General features: G+C 54.3%; 16 protein-coding genes, 4 tRNA genes, 3 rRNA genes and 1 riboswitch. Of the genes, 4 read left to right on the plus strand and 19 right to left on the minus strand.

Annotation, left to right across the window (positions count from 1 at the left end):
• Positions 1-17 precede the first annotated feature (17 nt).
• The 5 genes from ilvE to ilvL form a co-directional block, all read right to left on the minus strand.
• Positions 18-947, minus strand: coding sequence for a branched-chain-amino-acid transaminase (gene ilvE, locus FY206_RS23740; protein ID WP_023326297.1), 930 nt, complete (start codon positions 945-947; stop codon positions 18-20).
• A gap of 18 nt (positions 948-965) precedes the next feature.
• The gene (ilvM, locus tag FY206_RS23745; RefSeq protein WP_003860184.1) at positions 966-1,229 is read right to left on the minus strand and encodes an acetolactate synthase 2 small subunit; all 264 of its coding nucleotides are present in this window, start codon (positions 1,227-1,229) and stop codon (positions 966-968) included.
• On the minus strand, positions 1,226-2,872 hold the full coding sequence (gene ilvG, locus FY206_RS23750; RefSeq protein WP_077064499.1) for an acetolactate synthase 2 catalytic subunit: 1,647 nt from the start codon (positions 2,870-2,872) through the stop codon (positions 1,226-1,228). Before ilvG ends, ilvM begins: the two co-directional genes overlap by 4 nt.
• Before the next feature lie 2 nt (positions 2,873-2,874).
• Positions 2,875-2,925 carry a peptide IlvX gene (gene ilvX / locus FY206_RS25485; protein WP_166792073.1) on the minus strand — a complete coding sequence of 17 codons (51 nt, stop codon included), beginning with the start codon at positions 2,923-2,925 and terminating at the stop codon, positions 2,875-2,877.
• Positions 2,926-3,011: 86 nt separating this feature from the next.
• Positions 3,012-3,110 carry an ilv operon leader peptide gene (gene ilvL / locus FY206_RS23755; RefSeq protein ID WP_001311244.1) on the minus strand — a complete coding sequence of 33 codons (99 nt, stop codon included), beginning with the start codon at positions 3,108-3,110 and terminating at the stop codon, positions 3,012-3,014.
• 341 nt (positions 3,111-3,451) lie between these two features.
• Between ilvL and FY206_RS23760 the strand changes: the two genes are divergently transcribed.
• On the plus strand, positions 3,452-4,972 hold the full coding sequence (locus FY206_RS23760) for a YifB family Mg chelatase-like AAA ATPase (protein ID WP_032644822.1): 1,521 nt from the start codon (positions 3,452-3,454) through the stop codon (positions 4,970-4,972).
• Positions 4,973-5,002: 30 nt separating this feature from the next.
• Here FY206_RS23760 and FY206_RS23765 read toward each other — a convergent pair whose 3' ends face one another.
• Complete coding sequence (locus tag FY206_RS23765; RefSeq protein ID WP_023309658.1) at positions 5,003-5,341, minus strand: MaoP family protein; 339 nt, start codon at positions 5,339-5,341, stop codon at positions 5,003-5,005.
• A 118-nt stretch (positions 5,342-5,459) separates the two neighbouring features.
• Here FY206_RS23765 and hdfR point away from each other — a divergent pair, with 118 nt between their 5' ends.
• Positions 5,460-6,281, plus strand: coding sequence for an HTH-type transcriptional regulator HdfR (hdfR, locus tag FY206_RS23770; RefSeq protein ID WP_023309659.1), 822 nt, complete (start codon positions 5,460-5,462; stop codon positions 6,279-6,281).
• 99 nt (positions 6,282-6,380) lie between these two features.
• Here hdfR and FY206_RS23775 read toward each other — a convergent pair.
• From FY206_RS23775 to btuB, 9 genes are all read right to left on the minus strand, one after another.
• A tRNA-Trp gene (locus tag FY206_RS23775) sits at positions 6,381-6,456 on the minus strand.
• Between the two features lie 53 nt (positions 6,457-6,509).
• A tRNA-Asp gene (locus FY206_RS23780) sits at positions 6,510-6,586 on the minus strand.
• A gap of 56 nt (positions 6,587-6,642) precedes the next feature.
• Positions 6,643-6,758, minus strand: a 5S ribosomal RNA gene (rrf, locus tag FY206_RS23785).
• 66 nt (positions 6,759-6,824) lie between these two features.
• Positions 6,825-9,729 (minus strand): 23S ribosomal RNA (locus FY206_RS23790).
• A gap of 170 nt (positions 9,730-9,899) precedes the next feature.
• Positions 9,900-9,975: transfer RNA gene (locus tag FY206_RS23795), tRNA-Ala, on the minus strand.
• 109 nt (positions 9,976-10,084) lie between these two features.
• A tRNA-Ile gene (locus FY206_RS23800) sits at positions 10,085-10,161 on the minus strand.
• Between the two features lie 69 nt (positions 10,162-10,230).
• Positions 10,231-11,772, minus strand: a 16S ribosomal RNA gene (locus FY206_RS23805).
• The 16S, 23S and 5S rRNA genes sit together here with 4 tRNA genes alongside, the layout of an rRNA operon.
• 382 nt (positions 11,773-12,154) lie before the next feature.
• Entirely contained in the window at positions 12,155-13,006 is an 852-nt protein-coding gene (murI, locus tag FY206_RS23810) for a glutamate racemase (RefSeq protein ID WP_032644179.1), read from the minus strand.
• Positions 12,951-14,804: a TonB-dependent vitamin B12 receptor BtuB gene (gene btuB / locus FY206_RS23815; protein WP_032644180.1), complete on the minus strand. Its 1,854-nt coding sequence runs from the start codon at positions 14,802-14,804 to the stop codon at positions 12,951-12,953. The genes murI and btuB overlap by 56 nt, the downstream gene beginning before the upstream one ends.
• A gap of 66 nt (positions 14,805-14,870) precedes the next feature.
• Positions 14,871-15,046: riboswitch (cobalamin riboswitch) on the minus strand.
• A gap of 104 nt (positions 15,047-15,150) precedes the next feature.
• Between btuB and trmA the strand changes: the two genes are divergently transcribed.
• The gene (gene trmA, locus FY206_RS23820; RefSeq protein WP_032644181.1) at positions 15,151-16,251 is read left to right on the plus strand and encodes a tRNA (uridine(54)-C5)-methyltransferase TrmA; all 1,101 of its coding nucleotides are present in this window, start codon (positions 15,151-15,153) and stop codon (positions 16,249-16,251) included.
• Positions 16,252-16,333: 82 nt separating this feature from the next.
• Here the strand turns inward: trmA and FY206_RS23825 are convergent, their stop codons facing one another.
• A complete protein-coding gene (locus tag FY206_RS23825) occupies positions 16,334-16,693 on the minus strand; it encodes a YijD family membrane protein (RefSeq protein ID WP_008501783.1) in 360 nt (119 codons plus the stop codon).
• Between the two features lie 9 nt (positions 16,694-16,702).
• Positions 16,703-17,341: an HTH-type transcriptional repressor FabR gene (gene fabR / locus FY206_RS23830; protein WP_008501784.1), complete on the minus strand. Its 639-nt coding sequence runs from the start codon at positions 17,339-17,341 to the stop codon at positions 16,703-16,705.
• Positions 17,342-17,537: 196 nt separating this feature from the next.
• On the opposite strand from fabR, the gene sthA reads away from it, so the two are divergent.
• On the plus strand, positions 17,538-18,938 hold the full coding sequence (gene sthA, locus FY206_RS23835; protein ID WP_008501785.1) for a Si-specific NAD(P)(+) transhydrogenase: 1,401 nt from the start codon (positions 17,538-17,540) through the stop codon (positions 18,936-18,938).
• On the opposite strand, the gene oxyR is transcribed toward sthA, so the two are convergent.
• Together oxyR and FY206_RS23845 are read right to left on the minus strand one after the other, a co-directional pair.
• Complete coding sequence (gene oxyR / locus FY206_RS23840; RefSeq protein WP_025758848.1) at positions 18,921-19,838, minus strand: DNA-binding transcriptional regulator OxyR; 918 nt, start codon at positions 19,836-19,838, stop codon at positions 18,921-18,923. The genes sthA and oxyR overlap by 18 nt on opposite strands.
• Before the next feature lie 339 nt (positions 19,839-20,177).
• Entirely contained in the window at positions 20,178-21,113 is a 936-nt protein-coding gene (locus FY206_RS23845; RefSeq protein WP_032638800.1) for an IS110 family RNA-guided transposase, read from the minus strand.
• Between the last annotated feature and the right edge of the window lie 24 nt (positions 21,114-21,137).

Raw genomic sequence — 21,137 nt, forward strand, 5'->3', positions numbered from 1 at the left:
CCGTCCCAAATTTATATTTAGTGATTAACCTGATCCAACCAGCCGTATTTATCTTCTGTTTCGCCGGTGAAGAGGCCAAAGAACGCTTGCTGGATGCGTTTGGTGACCGGGCCACAGCGGCCTTCACCCACCTGGATGCCGTCCACGCTGCGTACCGGCGTGATTTCAGCCGCGGTACCGGACATGAAGACTTCATCGGCCAGATACAGGGATTCGCGGGACAGCACCTGCTCGCGCACTTCGATACCCAGATCTTTCGCCAGCTTGATGATGGCGTCACGGGTAATACCCGGCAGCGCGGACGAGGTGAATGGCGGCGTGAACAGGATGCCGTCTTTCACCTCAAACAGGTTTTCACCTGCGCCTTCCGAGATGTAGCCGTTTACGTCCAGGGCGATACCTTCCTGATAGCCGTGACGGCGCGCTTCGCTACCGACCAGCAGAGAGGAAAGATAGTTACCGCCCGCTTTCGCAGCGGTCGGGATGGTGTTTGGCGCCACGCGGTTCCAGGAAGAGACCATTGCGTCGATCCCCTGCTCCAGGGCTTCAGCACCCAGGTAGGCACCCCATGGGAACGCGGCAATGATCACATCGGTGTTGTAACCGGCTGGCGGGTTCACGCCCATACCGACATCACCCACGAACACCAGCGGACGAATGTAGGCGCTGGTCAGGTTGTTCTTGCGGATCACGTCGCGACAGGCTTCCATCAGCTCGTCGACGCTCTGGGAAACCGGGAAACGATAAATTTTGGCTGAGTCATGCAGACGCTGCATGTGTTCGCGATGGCGGAACACCACTGGCCCTTTGTGAGAATCGTAGCAGCGGATGCCTTCAAAAACGGAGGTACCGTAGTGCAGCGCGTGGGACATCACGTGGACCTTCGCGTCCTCCCAGCGAACCATCTCACCGTTGAACCAAATGTAATCAGCTTTTTTTGTCGTCATTTTTTTGTCCTGTCACGCTTAAGCGCGGATTTGTTGTGATGTGGTTGTGCTCTGGCAGATGGCAACATGGGCAACGTCTACCAGCTTTGATAACTGACTAAACAGTAAGTCGACCGGCCGCGGGCTGGCAACGGTTAATTCGATACTGATGTTCTGCGCGTCGGTGGCCGTCTCCATATTCATAGAGCAAATCTGAAAACCACGATGACGCACCACGCGCAAAACGCGCTCTAAGGTTTCCGGGTTGAAGCGAGCCTGTACGGCGACCTGATGCTGCATCATGATAATTTCTCCATCATTTGTGAGTTACTGGCACCTGGCGGTACCAGCGGCCAGACGTTCTCGAGTTCATCGATTGAGACATGAAGCAGGTAAGGCCCATCGCTGTTCAGCATGGTGTCGAGCGCCGCTTCAACCTGATCTTTACAGGTGATGTGCTGGCCAGGAATGCCAAAGGCGCTGGCCAACATGAGGAAATCGGGGTTATCGGTGAGCGTCGTTTCGCTGTAACGCTCCTGGAAGAACAGCTGTTGCCACTGGCGGACCATCCCTAAGCGCTGGTTGTCGAGCAAGACGATTTTCAGCGGCAACTGCTTGCGCTTAACGGTGCCGAGCTCCTGGACATTCATCATGAAGGAGCCGTCACCGGAGATACAGATAACGGTATCGTTCGGGCGGGCAACCTGCGCGCCAACGGCTGCCGGCAGACCGAAGCCCATCGTCCCTAACCCGCTGGAGGTGATGAAGTTTTCCGGGCGGGTGTAGGTCATGTGCTGTGCGGACCACATCTGGTGCTGACCGACGTCGGTAGTGACGACGCTATCTGCCGGTTTGCGCTCGGACAGCTGCTTCAACAGCAGCGGTGCGTAGATAGCATCTCCAGGATGATCGTAGCGCCAGGCGTGCTCGGTGCGCATCTCTGCGGTGTGCTGACGCCATGCGCTGATGTCCAGCGGCTGCTGCAATGCCGGTAACAGCGCGTTGAGATCGCCCTGCAAGGCGACATGCGCCTGACGCAGCTTATTCATCTCCGCCGGGTCGATATCCATATGGATGACTTTAGCGTTCGGCGCAAAGGTATTCAGCTTGCCGGTGACGCGATCGTCAAAACGGGCCCCGACGGCGATGAGCAGATCGCACGCCTGCACCGCCAGGTTTGCCGCTTTGGTGCCGTGCATCCCCAGCATGCCCAGATAGTAGGGATAATCCGCCTCGACAGCGCCGAGACCTTTCAGCGTGCAGGTGGCGGGCATTTGCGTTACCGCGATAAATTCGCGCAGGGCGGGAACGGCCTGCGCCATGCCTACGCCACCGCCGACGTACAGCATCGGCTGTTTCGCCTGCGCCAGCATCTGACGGGCCTCTTCAACCTCTGCGTGCGGGAACGCATTGTCGTTTGCAACGGTAGAAAAGTGCGGTTCCAGATCGCCAGGAGCCACCTGGATATCTTTCGGGATATCGACAAGAACCGGCCCCGGACGACCGGAGCTTGCCACGTCGAACGCTTCTGCCATCACGCGCGGCAGCTCTTCCAGAGACTGGACGAGGAAGCTGTGTTTGGTACAGGCCAGCGATAAACCGAGGACGTCCACTTCCTGGAAGGCATCGGTACCGATGAATGGAGAGGCCACCTGCCCGGTGATAGCGACCACGGGAACGGAATCCAGCAGCGCATCAGCCAGGCCGGTGATCAGGTTGGTTGCGCCCGGGCCTGACGTCGCCATGCACACGCCGGTTTTACCGGTCGCACGGGCATAGCCAATGGCCGCCATCGCTGCGCCCTGCTCGTGTCGGCACAAGAGATGTTCCACGCCGCCGTCATACAGTGCATCGTAAATCGGCATAATTGCGCCACCCGGATAACCGAATACGGTTTCGACTCCCTGCGCGCGCAACGCATGTACTACCCACTGTGCCCCATTCATAGTTAGTTCCCCGTCATAAATCGGGAGAAACAGAATTTTGTGCTAGTCGTCATTCTCTGCTCCTCATATACGTTTTTTAGTCATAAAAAAACCCCCGGACCTATCGGTGCGGGGGTCTTAGTTCGTTAAGGCTTGATTTCTAAGCCTTTCCTCGTCCAAGTGCAGCCCCGCACGGTGGGATAATAATCACCACCACGCTAATCACGACCAGGCTAATCACTCGTAGAAGGGCTGTCATTTTCAGTTCTTTTTGCATCTTGTTCGAAGGAATACCTAAAGAGGTATCACAGTTTTTAAATTAAACACAAGATTTATTTATGACGGATTTGATTAGGCAGCGAATCATTTTTCTTAAAACCGTTGTTTTATATACAGAAAATAGATAATGAATATTTTTCATTTTTTTACTGCGGTTCTAACCGTCAAAACGGCGCTTTTTACATTCTGCGAGGAGGCTTCCACGGTTATGCAATAGTTTCATTACGCGCTTAAAATCTCTGAACAGGCAGCGTAAATCCGCAAAATGACGCTAAACAGACAAAGCAGGCGCTGGCATAGTCACACCAGGAGGTAGTGCAAATGTCACTGTCAGTTGTTTATACGCGTGCGGCTCTTGGGGTAAAGGCACCGCTGATTTCCGTCGAGGTTCACTTGAGTAATGGCCTACCTGGACTCACGCTCGTCGGGTTGCCAGAAACGACGGTAAAAGAGGCCAGGGATCGCGTTCGCAGCGCAATAATAAATAGCGGTTATACCTTCCCCGCGAAGAAGATCACTATCAACCTTGCCCCCGCCGATCTGCCTAAAGAGGGGGGACGATACGATTTACCTATCGCAATTGCCCTTCTCGCGGCTTCTGAGCAGCTTAATACGACACGGCTAGGCTCGTATGAGTTCGTTGGCGAACTCGCGCTTACAGGCGCGTTAAGAGGCGTTCCCGGTGCGATCTCGGGCGCGCTGGAAGCCATACGTGCAGGGCGGCAAATCATTGTGGCCAATGAAAACGCATCAGAGGTGAGTCTTATTGCCGAGAAGGGGTGTCTCATCGCGGGGCATTTACAGGAAGTGTGTGCCTGGCTGGAAGGGCGACATGAACTGTCCGAGCCGGAGGAGTGTGATGATGTTATCGCGGATGCTTCAGAGGATCTCCGTGAGATTATGGGGCAGGAGCAAGGGAAACGGGCGCTGGAGATTACGGCTGCAGGTGGACACAATCTTCTGCTAATTGGCCCACCGGGTACGGGTAAAACCATGCTGGCAAGCAGATTGAGTGGATTGCTTCCACCGCTCAATAATCATGAAGCACTGGAAAGCGCCGCCATATATAGCCTGATGGGTTCAACGTCGTTGCAAAAACAGTGGCGACGGCGTCCTTTTCGTTCCCCACATCACAGCGCTTCACTGACGGCAATGGTCGGCGGTGGGTCTATCCCCGGGCCGGGTGAGATCTCGCTGGCACACCATGGCATTCTGTTTCTTGATGAGCTGCCTGAGTTTGAGCGCCGCGTGCTGGATGCACTGAGGGAGCCGATTGAATCCGGTGAGATACATATCTCACGCACGCGCGCCAAAATAAGCTATCCCGCGCAGTTTCAGCTGGTCGCGGCGATGAATCCCAGCCCGACGGGTCACTACCAGGGTAACCATAACCGCTGTACGCCAGAGCAGACGCTGCGCTATCTTGGGAAGCTATCCGGACCGTTCCTCGACCGTTTTGATTTATCCCTGGAAATCCCCCTTCCCCCGCCGGGTCTCCTCAGGCAAGCGGGCATGACGGGCGAAAGCTCGGCGGAGGTGCGCGAGCGGGTGATTGCTGCCCAGTCGCGACAATACGCTCGTCAGAACAAGCTGAATGCGCGGCTGGATAATGCCGGGATCCGACAGTTTTGTTTTCTTACCGCAGAGGATGCGGGATGGCTGGAAGAGACGTTGACGCGGTTCGGACTGTCCATACGTGCGTGGCAGCGTTTGCTGAAAGTGGCCAGAACCATTGCTGACGTAGAGGGATGCACTGACATTCAGAGAAAACATTTGCAGGAGGCGCTGAGTTACCGCGCCATCGATCGTTTGCTGCTGCATTTGCAGAAACTACTGGCATAAAAAAAGGGGCCGTAGCCCCTTCTCTTCATTTTAGTCATCAGACTCGGTGTAGTCTTCTGCACCTTCCATCTGCGGCTTGCCGCCAGACAGCGTATGGAAGCGCTTTGGACGCTTAATACGCGCCATGTACTTGATCCATACACGTTCCGCTTCAGACTCCGGCTCACGCTCACCACGGCAAACAGAAACAAACTGTTTTTCGTCTTCGGTAGCAGGTTCACGCTTACCCAGATCCAGCTCGTTAAAGGCATAACCATGGCGCTCAAGCAGTTGAGCTTCTTTGATGGTGAAATCGCCGTGACGAGAGAACCCGCGCGGATAATGTTTATTGTCGAAAAAACGATTAGTCGTCGTAAAGCTTTCCGCCATCCTACACGCTCCTAATTCTTTGGCCGAGCTATTTATGGCGCGGAGTATTAGTTACGCTTGACAGAGTGTAAAACAAAACATTTAAATCATAACGACAAATAATTTTGCGGAGAAAGATGTGGATACGGAATTGCTTAAAACTTTCCTTGAAGTGAGCAGAACGCGCCACTTTGGGCGAGCAGCTGAAGCCCTTTACCTGACACAGTCAGCAGTCAGTTTTCGTATTCGACAGCTGGAAAATCAACTGGGTGTGAATCTTTTTACCCGCCATCGCAACAATATTCGCTTAACGCCGGCGGGTGAGAAACTGCTGCCGTACGCAGAAACGCTCATGAATACCTGGCAGGCAGCACGTAAAGAGGTTGCTCATACGTCGAGACACAATGAGTTTTCGATAGGAGCCAGCGCTTCTCTGTGGGAATGCATGCTAAGTCAGTGGCTTACCCGGCTGTATCATTCTCATGGGCATCTGCAATTCGAAGCGAGAATTGCACAGCGGCAGTCGCTGGTTAAGCAACTTCATGAGCGCCAGCTTGATCTTCTGATCACAACTGAAGCCCCCAAGATGGACGAATTTAGCAGCCAGATTGTGGGTCAGTTTGGCCTGGCGCTTTATGCTTCTGAACCGTCGATGATGAAGGCAGACCTGACCTATTTGCGCCTGGAATGGGGGCCGGATTTTCAGCAACACGAGACGGGATTGATTGCGCCAGATGATGTTCCGCAGTTAACGACCAGCTCTGCAGAGATCGCCTGTCAGCAGTTGCCCTTACTGAAAGGTTGTACCTGGTTACCTGTTCGCTGGGCAGACACGAAAGCGGGGCTGCACACCGTGATGGATTCCACCACGCTTACCAGGCCGCTGTATGCGATCTGGCTGCAAAACAGCGATAAGCAATCGCAGATAAAAGATCTTCTAAAAATCAATGTAATGGATTGATATAACGGCCAGCAAGGATGCTGGCTGAAATTAAGAAGAACGTTTTCTGCCGTATTTCAGGCAAAAAAAAAATCCTTTGCCGAAGCAAAGGATTATATATGGCAGGGGCGGAGAGACTCGAACTCGCGACACCCGGTTTTGGAGACCGGTGCTCTACCAACTGAGCTACGCCCCTAAAGTTTTTTGCCATTAAGCCTGCCAACTAGGCAGGCTTAATATCTTAATAAGTGGCGGAACGGACGGGACTCGAACCCGCGACCCCCTGCGTGACAGGCAGGTATTCTAACCGACTGAACTACCGCTCCACCGAAGACTGCTTGTAACCACCGGATTTATGCACCGGCTTACTACTAAATTTGATGCCTGGCAGTTCCCTACTCTCACATGGGGAGACCCCACACTACCATCGGCGCTACGGCGTTTCACTTCTGAGTTCGGCATGGGGTCAGGTGGGACCACCGCGCTAAAGCCGCCAGGCAAATTCTGTTTAATCTGTATCAGGCTGAAAATCGTGTCTCTTCGCCAAAACACCTTCGGCGTTGTAAGGTTAAGCCTCACGGTTCATTAGTATCGGTTAGCTCAACGCATCGCTGCGCTTACACACCCGACCTATCAACGTCGTCGTCTTCAACGTTCCTTCAGGACTCTTAAAGAGTCAGGGAGAACTCATCTCGGGGCAAGTTTCGTGCTTAGATGCTTTCAGCACTTATCTTTTCCGCATTTAGCTACCGGGCAGTGCCATTGGCATGACAACCCGAACACCAGTGATGCGTCCACTCCGGTCCTCTCGTACTAGGAGCAGCCCCCCTCAATTCTCCAGCGCCCACGGCAGATAGGGACCGAACTGTCTCACGACGTTCTAAACCCAGCTCGCGTACCACTTTAAATGGCGAACAGCCATACCCTTGGGACCTACTTCAGCCCCAGGATGTGATGAGCCGACATCGAGGTGCCAAACACCGCCGTCGATATGAACTCTTGGGCGGTATCAGCCTGTTATCCCCGGAGTACCTTTTATCCGTTGAGCGATGGCCCTTCCATTCAGAACCACCGGATCACTATGACCTGCTTTCGCACCTGCTCGAGCCGTCACTCTCGCAGTCAAGCTAGCTTATGCCATTGCACTAACCTCCTGATGTCCGACCAGGATTAGCTAACCTTCGTGCTCCTCCGTTACTCTTTGGGAGGAGACCGCCCCAGTCAAACTACCCACCAGACACTGTCCGCAACCCGGATCACGGGTCTACGTTAGAACACCAGCCATTAAAGGGTGGTATTTCAAGGACGGCTCCACGCAGACTGGCGTCCACGCTTCAAAGCCTCCCACCTATCCTACACATCAAGGACCAGTGTTCAGTGTCAAGCTATAGTAAAGGTTCACGGGGTCTTTCCGTCTTGCCGCGGGTACACTGCATCTTCACAGCGAGTTCAATTTCACTGAGTCTCGGGTGGAGACAGCCTGGCCATCATTACGCCATTCGTGCAGGTCGGAACTTACCCGACAAGGAATTTCGCTACCTTAGGACCGTTATAGTTACGGCCGCCGTTTACCGGGGCTTCGATCAAGAGCTTCGCGTTGCCGCTAACCCCATCAATTAACCTTCCGGCACCGGGCAGGCGTCACACCGTATACGTCCACTTTCGTGTTTGCACAGTGCTGTGTTTTTAATAAACAGTTGCAGCCAGCTGGTATCTTCGACTGATTTCAGCTCCACCCGCAGGGGCTTCACCTACATATCAGCGTGCCTTCTCCCGAAGTTACGGCACCATTTTGCCTAGTTCCTTCACCCGAGTTCTCTCAAGCGCCTTGGTATTCTCTACCTGACCACCTGTGTCGGTTTGGGGTACGATTTCGTGTTACCTGATGCTTAGAGGCTTTTCCTGGAAGCAGGGCATTTGTTACTTCAGCACCGTAGTGCCTCGTCATCACACCTCAGCGTTAAAAGGTACCGGATTTACCTGGAACCTCCGCCTACATGCTTAAACCGGGACAACCGTCGCCCGGCTAACATAGCCTTCTCCGTCCCCCCTTCGCAGCAACACCAAGTACAGGAATATTAACCTGTTTCCCATCGACTACGCCTTTCGGCCTCGCCTTAGGGGTCGACTCACCCTGCCCCGATTAACGTTGGACAGGAACCCTTGGTCTTCCGGCGAGCGGGCTTTTCACCCGCTTTATCGTTACTTATGTCAGCATTCGCACTTCTGATACCTCCAGCAACCCTCACAGGCCACCTTCAACGGCTTACAGAACGCTCCCCTACCCAACAACGCATAAGCGTCGCTGCCGCAGCTTCGGTGCATGGTTTAGCCCCGTTACATCTTCCGCGCAGGCCGACTCGACCAGTGAGCTATTACGCTTTCTTTAAATGATGGCTGCTTCTAAGCCAACATCCTGGCTGTCTGTGCCTTCCCACATCGTTTCCCACTTAACCATGACTTTGGGACCTTAGCTGGCGGTCTGGGTTGTTTCCCTCTTCACGACGGACGTTAGCACCCGCCGTGTGTCTCCCGTGATAACATTCTTCGGTATTCGTAGTTTGCATCGGGTTGGTAAGCCGGGATGGCCCCCTAGCCGAAACAGTGCTCTACCCCCGAAGATGAGTTCACGAGGCGCTACCTAAATAGCTTTCGGGGAGAACCAGCTATCTCCCGGTTTGATTGGCCTTTCACCCCCAGCCACAAGTCATCCGCTAATTTTTCAACATTAGTCGGTTCGGTCCTCCAGTTAGTGTTACCCAACCTTCAACCTGCCCATGGCTAGATCACCGGGTTTCGGGTCTATACCCTGCAACTTAACGCCCAGTTAAGACTCGGTTTCCCTTCGGCTCCCCTATACGGTTAACCTTGCTACAGAATATAAGTCGCTGACCCATTATACAAAAGGTACGCAGTCACACCACGAAGGTGCTCCCACTGCTTGTACGTACACGGTTTCAGGTTCTTTTTCACTCCCCTCGCCGGGGTTCTTTTCGCCTTTCCCTCACGGTACTGGTTCACTATCGGTCAGTCAGGAGTATTTAGCCTTGGAGGATGGTCCCCCCATATTCAGACAGGATACCACGTGTCCCGCCCTACTCTTCGAGTTCACAACCTGTGTGCTTTCGTGTACGGGACTGTCACCCTGTACCGTGCGACTTTCCAGACGCTTCCACTAACACACAAGCTGATTCAGACTCTGGGCTGCTCCCCGTTCGCTCGCCGCTACTGGGGGAATCTCGGTTGATTTCTTTTCCTCGGGGTACTTAGATGTTTCAGTTCCCCCGGTTCGCCTCGTTAACCTATGTATTCAGTTAACGATAGTGTGTCGGAACACACTGGGTTTCCCCATTCGGACATCGCCGGGTCAAAGGTTCATATCACCTCGCCGGCGCTTTTCGCAGATTAGCACGTCCTTCATCGCCTCTGACTGCCAGGGCATCCACCGTGTACGCTTAGTCGCTTAACCTCACAACCCGAAGATGTTTCACTTCTGATTGCGAAAATTTGAGAGACTCGAACACACCTTGAAGATGTGTCGTTTCAATTTTCAGCTTGATCCAGATTTTTAAAGAGCAAAACTTCGCAGTGCACCTTTTCAGGTTCACTCTGAAGTTTTCTTGTGTTCGCAGTAAAAGATGGTGGAGCTATGCGGGATCGAACCGCAGACCTCCTGCGTGCAAAGCAGGCGCTCTCCCAGCTGAGCTATAGCCCCATCGTATTACAAACCTCTGTACCGGTAATTCTTCCTGAGACAAGGCGTGGAATAACGAAGCATACTTCAGTATGTGAGTTATTTCGCAACGCAGTATTCAGGGAGAATTTGGTAGGCCTGAGTGGACTTGAACCACCGACCTCACCCTTATCAGGGGTGCGCTCTAACCACCTGAGCTACAAGCCTGTAGAGGTTTTTACTGCTGTTTTTCATCAGACAATCTGTGTGAGCACTACAAAGGCAGGTTCTTTAAGGTAAGGAGGTGATCCAACCGCAGGTTCCCCTACGGTTACCTTGTTACGACTTCACCCCAGTCATGAATCACAAAGTGGTAAGCGCCCTCCCGAAGGTTAAGCTACCTACTTCTTTTGCAACCCACTCCCATGGTGTGACGGGCGGTGTGTACAAGGCCCGGGAACGTATTCACCGTAGCATTCTGATCTACGATTACTAGCGATTCCGACTTCATGGAGTCGAGTTGCAGACTCCAATCCGGACTACGACGCACTTTATGAGGTCCGCTTGCTCTCGCGAGGTCGCTTCTCTTTGTATGCGCCATTGTAGCACGTGTGTAGCCCTACTCGTAAGGGCCATGATGACTTGACGTCATCCCCACCTTCCTCCAGTTTATCACTGGCAGTCTCCTTTGAGTTCCCGGCCTAACCGCTGGCAACAAAGGATAAGGGTTGCGCTCGTTGCGGGACTTAACCCAACATTTCACAACACGAGCTGACGACAGCCATGCAGCACCTGTCTCAGAGTTCCCGAAGGCACCAATCCATCTCTGGAAAGTTCTCTGGATGTCAAGAGTAGGTAAGGTTCTTCGCGTTGCATCGAATTAAACCACATGCTCCACCGCTTGTGCGGGCCCCCGTCAATTCATTTGAGTTTTAACCTTGCGGCCGTACTCCCCAGGCGGTCGACTTAACGCGTTAGCTCCGGAAGCCACGCCTCAAGGGCACAACCTCCAAGTCGACATCGTTTACGGCGTGGACTACCAGGGTATCTAATCCTGTTTGCTCCCCACGCTTTCGCACCTGAGCGTCAGTCTTTGTCCAGGGGGCCGCCTTCGCCACCGGTATTCCTCCAGATCTCTACGCATTTCACCGCTACACCTGGAATTCTACCCCCCTCTACAAGACTCTAGCCTGCCAGTTTCGAATGCAGTTCCCAGGTTGAGCCCGGGGATTTCACATCCGACTTGACAGACCGCCTGCGTGCGCTTTACGCCCAGTAATTCCGATTAACGCTTGCACCCTCCGTATTACCGCGGCTGCTGGCACGGAGTTAGCCGGTGCTTCTTCTGCGGGTAACGTCAATTGCTGAGGTTATTAGCCTCAACACCTTCCTCCCCGCTGAAAGTACTTTACAACCCGAAGGCCTTCTTCATACACGCGGCATGGCTGCATCAGGCTTGCGCCCATTGTGCAATATTCCCCACTGCTGCCTCCCGTAGGAGTCTGGACCGTGTCTCAGTTCCAGTGTGGCTGGTCATCCTCTCAGACCAGCTAGGGATCGTCGCCTAGGTGAGCCGTTACCCCACCTACTAGCTAATCCCATCTGGGCACATCTGATGGCAAGAGGCCCGAAGGTCCCCCTCTTTGGTCTTGCGACGTTATGCGGTATTAGCTACCGTTTCCAGTAGTTATCCCCCTCCATCAGGCAGTTTCCCAGACATTACTCACCCGTCCGCCGCTCGTCACCCGAGGAGCAAGCTCCTCTGTGCTACCGCTCGACTTGCATGTGTTAGGCCTGCCGCCAGCGTTCAATCTGAGCCATGATCAAACTCTTCAATTTAAGTTTGATGCTCGTGAATTAAACTTCGTAATGAATTACGCATGTTCACTCAGAGACTTGGTATTCATTTATTGTCCGAAGACATTAAGAATCCATGTCACTTTGAGTGCCCACACAGATTGTCTGATAAATTGTTAAAGAGCAGTGCAACGCGGCTTTAAGCTCACCGTTGCGAGGTCCCGTATATTACGTTTTCCTCATTCAGAGTCAAGCGATTATTTTTGCTTTTCTCTGCTGGCGTTCATCTCTGAACCCCGCTAACCCGGCGGCCTGTAAGCCGTTGTTCCGTGTCAGTGGAGGCGCATTATAGGGAGTTCTCAGACGTTGACAACCCCTCTTTTAAAAAAAACTTTCAACCGTCTCTTTTTTGCTCAAAACCGTGCTACAGCGCCAGTTTTTCGAGCGTTTCAAAGCCATAACGGCGTAAAACGGGTAAAAGTTGCTCAGTCTCTTTCGTGATGGCCATACAAAACGCGATATTCGCATCGGCAGATTTCGCATCCGGCGCTTCATGTTCCAGCAGCCAGGCCGTCCGACGTGCGATAGCCGCGCCGGAATCCACCAGCCGTGTTCCCTCCGGCAGCACCTCTAATAGCTCTTCCTGCAATAGCGGGAAGTGGGTGCAGCCCAGCACAACGGTATCCGGCGGTTCGGGCATCCGCAGCCACGGACGAAGAATACGGCGCAGCTCGTCGAGTGATACCGCCTTTCCGTGCAGCTTCGCTTCTGCCATCTCCACCAGCTCAGCCGAGCCGAGCATCGCAATCTGGCATTCGTTAGCAAAACGGTCGATCAGCTCGCGGGTATAAGGACGCTTTACCGTGCCACGCGTGGCCAGCAACCCTACAATGCCATTCGCCGTCAGACGCGCGGCAGGCTTTATCGCAGGAACAACGCCCACTACCGGGAAGGGGAATTTTTCACGCAGAGCGGGAAGGGAAACGGTGCTCGCCGTATTACAGGCGATGACGGCCAGCGCAAGGGGATAGCGCTTTTGTACCGCAGTGACGATTTCAACCACGCGCGCCACAATAAAATCTTCGCTCTTTTCCCCATATGGGAAAGCGACGTTATCGAAGGCGTAGATGTAATGGAGATCCGGCAGGAGATGCCGAATCTCATCATAGACCGAAAGCCCACCGACGCCGGAATCAAACACCAGCACGGTGGGACGCGGATTAGAAGGTGTAGCTGCCAGACAAGGTGTATTCCCGTCCTGCAGTTTGGTAGCCATAAACTGTCTCGTAATCTTTATCGAACAGGTTGGCTATTTTACCACGAACTGTGAGGTGTGAGGTGACAGGATATGAAACGGCGACATCCCACAGGCTGACACCGCCCATTTTCACGCGCTCTGACGAATAGGTGTCTGGATCAATCGCGACATCATAGCGGGTGCCAAGGTAACGGTAGGCAAGATTCCAGTCGAGATCCCATACCTGCCAGTCAAGCTGATACTTAACCTGCTGCTTAGAACGGCGGGCCAGCACTTCGTTAGTTTTGGCATTACGCGGGTCAACGTAATCATAGGAAATCTGATGCCCAACCGGACCAGTATCGAACTGTGCCGTGGCTTCCACCCCTTTGATACGCGCTTCATCAACGTTGTAATAACGATACGTATGCGGATCGCTGCTAATAAGATTATCGATGTCATTGCGATAACCGGTGATACGCCAGTTAACCGGTCCCGTCAGGCCTTCAAAGCCCCCTTCCCACTGCTTGCTCTCCTCCGGTTTAAGATCCGGATTACCGTAAGAGGCGCTGTGGATCTGGCTCATGGTCGGCGCTTTAAATGCCGTACCGTAGGAGGCAATCACGCGATAGCCATCCACGAACTCCCACGCTGCGCTGGTTTGCCAGGTTCCATGGTTACCAAAGTTGGAGTTATCGTCATTACGCGCCGCCGCTTCCAGCGTCACGCTGCTGAACTGCTGCATCGCCGAAACAAACACGCCGGTATTGCGTTGTTCGTAACCTTTATCCAGGTAGCCCGTTCCGGCCTGCGTCTTCTGCTTCTGCCAGTCCAGGCCTGCGCCGATGTTGCCGTGACCGACTTCCACGGTATTGAGCCATTGGGTCGTATACTGCTTCACGTCATCCATAGTGGCGGAATCGGCATAACGTCCTTTTTTCGGATCATAGTTCTGATCTTTACTGCGACCGTAACCCGCCACCAGCTGCGACTGGAAAATCCCCTGGTTGTAACGCAGACCGGTATCCCAGTTCTGGCTGTAGAGCTGACGCGTATCAGGGCGGCCATCCACCATAAAGTTAGCGTCGTAGTGATCGTAACCGTCATACGCGGTGCGGTTGTCATAACCAAAACCACGGAAGAAGCCGCTCACGCTGTCGGTAATCTGCTGCTCCACGGAGCCGTACAGCGATTTACTCATAAAACCGTCGCGGTCAGGCTGACGCGGTGCATCCTGGGCATCAATATCAAAACCACGGGTATAGGTATAGTTACCCGCCATGGTAATTTTGGTTTTATCCAGCACCTGCTGGAAAGCCCCGTCATAAGTTTGATAACCCTTAGAACCCACTCCGGCAGAAATTTCTGCGCCCGGCTTATCGCGCCCGGTGATGATATTAATCACGCCGCCAATCGCGTCGGAGCCATACAGCGCAGAACGCGGACCGCGGATGTACTCAATGCGCTGAATCAGCGAAGTGGGGATTTGGCTGAGATCGGGGACGTTGCTGATCCCGGCGCTGTTCAACGGCACACCGTCGATCAGGACCAAAACGTGGCGGGATTCCGTACCGCGAATAAAGGTAGAAGAGCTCGCCCCCAGGCCACCGCTTTGCGCGATATCCACGCCCGGCAGACGTGACATGATTTCCACCACGCTCTTAGCCTGCCAGCGCTCAATATCTTCACGCGTCACGACGGACGTCGGTGCCAGAACGGTTTTTGCCGGTTGTTCAAAACGATTTGCCGTCACCACCAACGAGTCAGCGCCATCCTGCGCCCAGCCCGAAAATGCCGTGACGGACAGCGCCGTCAGCAGCGATACTTTTTTAATCATTGTTAAAGCATCCACAATATAAGAAGGATGCCGCAGGCCTCATCGATAGCACGCGATGATGAAACCAAATGCGACGTGATCCCGGCAGGTCTTCGGGCTAGGTGGCTATATAAGGATGAAGACTTCCCATTTTCACAGTGTCTACAACGCTCATCCCGCCAGTCGTTACCGCTGCGCGTCAGCTCCAGATTTACACTGGATTCCCTTTTCACTCTCAGGAGACCGGAAACAGAATGCTACAATTAGACACGTATGGATGTCCAGACAGCTATTGGGCATTAAATCTGGACATCCCCTGAACAATGCCTACAATCCCCGCGTAATTCTTTATCACTCAGGACGCATCATGACCCCAGAACACCTCCCGACAGAACAGTACGACGCGCAGCTGGCAGAGAAAGTTGTCCGCCTGCAAAGTATGATGACGCCGTTCAACGCGCCCGTTCCCGAGGTGTTCCGCTCCCCCGTCAGCCACTACCGCATGCGCGCCGAGTTCCGCATCTGGCACGACGGTGACGACCTGTACCACATCATTTTCGATCAGCAGACGAAATCCCGCATTCGCGTGGACAGCTTTCCGGCGGCGAGCGAGCTCATTAACCAATTGATGACGCTGATAATGGACGGCGTGCGCAACAATCCGGTACTGCGTAACAAGCTGTTCCAGATTGACTACCTGACCACGCAAAGCAACCAGGCGATTGTCTCCCTGCTCTATCACAAAGCGCTGACCGACGAATGGCGCGAGCAGGCAGAAGCCCTGCGCGATGCGCTTCGCGTGCAGAACATCAACGTTCACCTGATTGGCCGCGCGACCAAAACCAAAATCATGCTGGATCAGGACTACATCGACGAGCGCCTGCCGGTGGCAGGTAAAGAGATGGTGTATCGTCAGGTCGAGAACAGCTTCACCCAGCCGAACGCTGCGATGAACGTGCAGATGCTGGAGTGGGCGCTGAAGGCGACGGAAGGATCTAAAGGCGACCTGCTTGAGCTGTACTGCGGTAACGGCAACTTCTCGCTGGCGCTGGCGCGTAACTTCGATCGCGTTCTGGCAACGGAAATCGCCAAGCCGTCGGTGGCCGCCGCGCAGTACAACATTGCCGCCAACCATATCGAAAACGTGCAGATCATTCGTATGGCCGCAGAAGAGTTCACGCAGGCCATGAACGGCGTTCGCCAGTTTAACCGCCTGGAAGGGATCGATCTCAAGAGCTACCGGTGTGAGACGATTTTTGTCGACCCGCCGCGCAGTGGCCTGGACAGCGAAACCGAGAAGATGGTGCAGGCGTACCCGCGTATTTTGTACATCTCCTGTAACCCGGAGACGCTGTGCAAGAACCTTGAAACATTAGGCCAGACGCACAAGGTTGAACGGCTGGCGCTGTTCGATCAGTTCCCGTATACGCACCATATGGAGTGCGGCGTACTGCTCACGGCGAAATAATGTGGACCCTGTAGGGCAGGTAAGCGCAGCGCCACCTGCCAAAAAAGCCGGATGGCGCTTCGCTTATCCGGCCTACAATTTTCTACTCTGGCAACTGGCTCTTACGGCTTCGCATGCGCGAGCCAATCCAGAACACCAGCGCAACAGACAGCACCGCAGGGAAGAAGTTAGAGCCGATATCCGGATACTCCGCGCGCACCACCGTGCTGTACAGCAATACGCCCAGAATAAAGCAGGCGGCGGCCAGCCCCGGTAACCCCACCGGCATGGTGCGGTTCAGGTAACGTTGATGCAGGCAGTAAACCGTCAGCACCAGCGCAATAAGCGGGAAAATCGAAAATGGAACAATTGAGCTAAAAATAGCGGCAAACGTTCCATTAATGGATAAGCCAGCGATCAATGCCAGCAACAGCGTCCCTTTATCCTGACCTGACTGTTTCATTACTCACCTTCACTCTTCGGTTTGATGTGCCAGTTTCTCTTGTTCACGGCGATACCAGTAGTACGCGCCTTTGGATATCATCCTCAGCTGCAATACCAGTCGCTCTTCAAGCTGCTTGCGTTGTTCAATGCTGACATCCAGCGCTTCGGCACCCGCGCTGAAAACAATCGTCACCATCGCCTCGGCCTGTGCTTCAGTAAACGCACGTGGCATATGGTTTTCGAGTTCAAGATAGTCGGCAAGTTCCGCGATAAAGTGCTGAATTTCACGCGCGACGGCGGCACGAAACGCCGCCGATGTGCCCGAACGCTCGCGCAGAAGCAGACGAAACGCATTGGGGTTATTGCCGATAAATTCCATGAAGGTCGACACGGAGGTGCGGATCACGCTGCCGCCTTTCGCGATACGCTGACGCGCCTGGCGCATCAGCTGGCGCAGCATCAGCCCACTTTCGTCGACCATGGTCAGGCCCAGCTCATCCACGTCACGGAAGTGACGATAGAAGGACGTTGGCGCAATCCCGGCCTCGCGTGCGACTTCGCGCAGGCTCAAACTGGCAAAACTCCGCTCAGCACTCAGTTGACTGAATGCGGCTTCCACCAGCGAACGCCGGGTTTTCTCTTTTTGTTGTGCTCTTACGCCCATCACGATAGTTGAATCCTTCCAAAGGCCTGCCGGCACTATACCAGAGAATAAAATTAATCTGTTTGCCTGGCTTTGTGAATGATTGTTTACGTGCGGTTTGTGCTCCACTGCCGGAAAAAAGCACAACGATAATTGGGTTACCCTGGCAATGATGTTATGATTCTGTTGCTTTTATGTATAAGAACAGGTAAGCCTTGCCATGCCACATTCCTACGATTACGACGCAATAGTTATTGGTTCCGGCCCCGGCGGCGAAGGTGCTGCTATGGGTCTGGTGAAACAGGGAGCCAGAGTAGCGGTCATTGAGCGCTACCATAATGTCGGCGGCGGTTGCACCCACTGGGGCACCATCCCTTCGAAAGCCCTCCGCCACGCCGTTAGCCGCATTATCGAATTTAACCAGAACCCTCTTTACAGCGACCACTCCCGACTTCTTCGTTCCTCCTTTGCCGACATCCTGAACCACGCGGATACCGTCATTAACCAGCAGACGCGCATGCGTCAGGGGTTTTATGAGCGTAACCACTGTGAGATTTTGCAGGGCAACGCGCATTTTGTGGATGAACATACCCTGGCACTCGAATGCCACGATGGGTCGGTTGAGACCATCACCGCAGAGAAATTTGTGATTGCCTGCGGCTCGCGTCCGTACCATCCGGCCGACGTGGACTTCTCGCACCCGCGCGTCTACGACAGCGACTCGATTCTGAGCCTGCACCATGAACCCCGCCACGTTATTATCTACGGCGCAGGGGTTATTGGCTGCGAATATGCGTCGATCTTCCGCGGAATGGACGTCAAAGTTGACCTGATCAACACCCGCGACCGCCTGCTGGCGTTCCTCGATCAGGAGATGTCAGACTCCCTCTCCTACCACTTCTGGAACAGCGGCGTGGTGATTCGCCACAACGAAGAGTACGAGAAGATTGAAGGCTGTGACGACGGGGTGATCATGCACCTGAAGTCCGGCAAGAAGCTGAAAGCAGACTGCCTGCTGTACGCCAACGGTCGCACCGGCAACACCGATTCCCTGCAGCTGGAAAATATCGGTCTTGAGACCGACAGCCGCGGTCAGCTCAAGGTCAACAGCATGTACCAGACCGCCCTGCCGCACGTTTACGCGGTCGGCGACGTGATTGGCTATCCAAGCCTGGCATCAGCCGCTTATGACCAGGGCCGCATTGCCGCTCAGGCGCTGGTAAAAGGCGAAGCAACGGCACACCTGATCGAAGATATTCCAACGGGTATCTACACCATCCCGGAAATCAGTTCTGTCGGGAAAACCGAGCAGCAGCTGACGTCAATGAAGGTGCCTTACGAGGTGGGTCGCGCGCAGTTTAAACATCTGGCGCGGGCGCAAATCGTGGGGATGAGCGTGGGGACGCTGAAGATCCTGTTCCATCGCGAGACGAAAGAGATCCTCGGCATTCACTGCTTCGGTGAACGCGCGGCGGAAATCATTCACATCGGCCAGGCGATTATGGAGCAGAAAGGCGGCGGTAACACCATTGAGTACTTCGTTAACACCACCTTTAACTACCCGACCATGGCGGAAGCCTATCGGGTCGCCGCGCTGAACGGCTTAAACCGCCTGTTTTAACGCGCTGTCAAAATGGCCATCCATCGCACCGCGGATGGCCTCTGCCAGCTGCTCATAGCGGCTGCGCAGCGGTGACCCCGGACGATAGACCAGGCCGATAGTGCGACGCGGCTCCGGCTTAATGCACGGCAGATAGACCACGCCATCACGTTTACGCTCGCGCGGCACGGCCAGCGCAGGCAGCAGCGTAATACCGCTTCCCGCCGCGACCATATTACGCAGCGTTTCCAGGCTGGTTGCGCGGAAGTGGGTATCCTCATCCGCACCCGCTTCAAAGCAGAAGCCCATCGCCTGATCGCGCAGGCAGTGGCCGTCTTCCAGCATCAGCAGCTTTTCGCCCGCCAGATCGGCCATCGGCACGCGATCGCGGTTCGCCCACGGGTGATCTTCATAGATCGCCAGCATCATCGGCTCATCGAACAGCGGCACTTCAATAAACGCTTCGCTCTCTTTCACCAGCGCCAGAATGGCGCAGTCGAGCTTGCCGCTGTCCAGCTGCGCCAGCAGCTGATGGGTTTGCGCTTCGTGCAGGTACATTTCGAGTTTCGGGAACGTCTGGTGCAGCATCGGAATGATGTGCGGCAGCAGGTACGGGCCAACGGTTGGGATCAGGCCAATATGCAGCGGGCCGGACATCGCCTCCCCCTGCTGGCTTGCCATTTCCTTGAGCACTTTGACCTCGCGCAGCACGGTGCGCGCCTGATCCACCAGCAGAAGACCTGCCTGTGTGAACAGAACCTTACGACTGGTGCGCTCCAGCAGCATCACGCCCAGCTCGTCTTCCAGCTTGCGGATCTGGCCGCTCAGCGTGGGCTGGCTAACGTGGCAGGAATCTGCCGCGCGGCGAAAGTGACGATGCTCGGCTAACGCTACCAGGTATTCAAGATCGCGAATATTCATTATTCATCCTCCGTCGCCACGATAGTTCATGGCGATAGATAGCATAGCAACGAACGATTATCCCTATCAAGCATTCTGTTGAATAATACGCCACATAGACGAGGCGGCACGTGTTTGACCCAAAACGACCCCGCACCGTCAGCGAGTTTCTCTCAAAACTCGAACAACTAAAGCCAACGTGAACTTTTGCGGACCCCGTGGTCCGCTTTTTTTTTGCGTAAAAAAGCCTGAGGGATAAAAGCAAAATGGCAACCGAAGTTGCCATTTTTAGTATTTGCTCCCTCTCCCCGTGGGAGAGGGCCGGGGTGAGCAGCTGTGTTTAAAGTCAACAGCTGACGACTAAGCTGCCGCCCATTTTTTATTGTCCCGCACCATCGCATTCAGGATTGTTACCAGCTTTCTGACGCAGGCTGTCATCGCCACTTTAAAGGCTTTTCCCTTGCTTCTCAGTTTCTCAAAAAAAGCCTGTATGGTTGGGTTATAACGCACCGCTGACATTGCCGCCATGTACAGCGCTGCACGCACCGCACTTCGTCCTCCCCAGATACATCGTTTTCCTTTCATCTTTCCGCTGTCATGGGCATAAGGACACACGCCTACCAGTGCGCTGATTTTACGTCTGTTAAGTTGTCCCAGCTCCGGCAGCATCGACAGCAGAACCGCCAGCGTTGTCCGTCCTATACCCTTGACTTCTTCCAGCAGCTTCACTTTCTCCTGCCATAGCGGCATCACTTTTATCTGCTGGTCGATGTCGTCATCCGTGTCCTTTATCTCTGCGTTAAGCCAGTCAATATGCCGTTTGATACCCATCCGGATAAGCTCATCAGTGCAGGAGCCGTAGCGGTTCTGCTCCATGGTTCTGTTGTCCACCAACTGGCGGCGGCGGGATACCATCATGGCGAGACGCTGCGTCTGTTCGTCCGGAGCGGGTCTGATATCCGGTGTCATCCTGCGGCCAAACTCGCAGATGATGCGGGCATCGTTCGGGTCTGTCTTGAACAGCGTCCCGAGAGCGCGGGCGAAGTGTTTGACCTGAGCAGGGTTAACGACGGCGACAGGCAGCCCGGCAAGTTCAAGCGTGGCAGCAAGAAGGTTGTGGTAGCGCCCCGTGGCTTCCATCACGATGCGTGTAACGGTACGGGATGAAAGGGCGTCGAGGAGTAGCTGATGGCCCTGAGGGGTATTATCCAGATGAAGAAAAATCCCGTCAGGACTGATAAATACATCAAAGGTCTCTTTGGCGATATCGATGCCAACGTTGGTATGTTCAGTCATGTTCGAGTCTCCCGGCCTTGTAAT

This window comes from Enterobacter chengduensis (assembly GCF_001984825.2).
Taxonomy (GTDB): Bacteria; Pseudomonadota; Gammaproteobacteria; order Enterobacterales; family Enterobacteriaceae; genus Enterobacter; species Enterobacter chengduensis.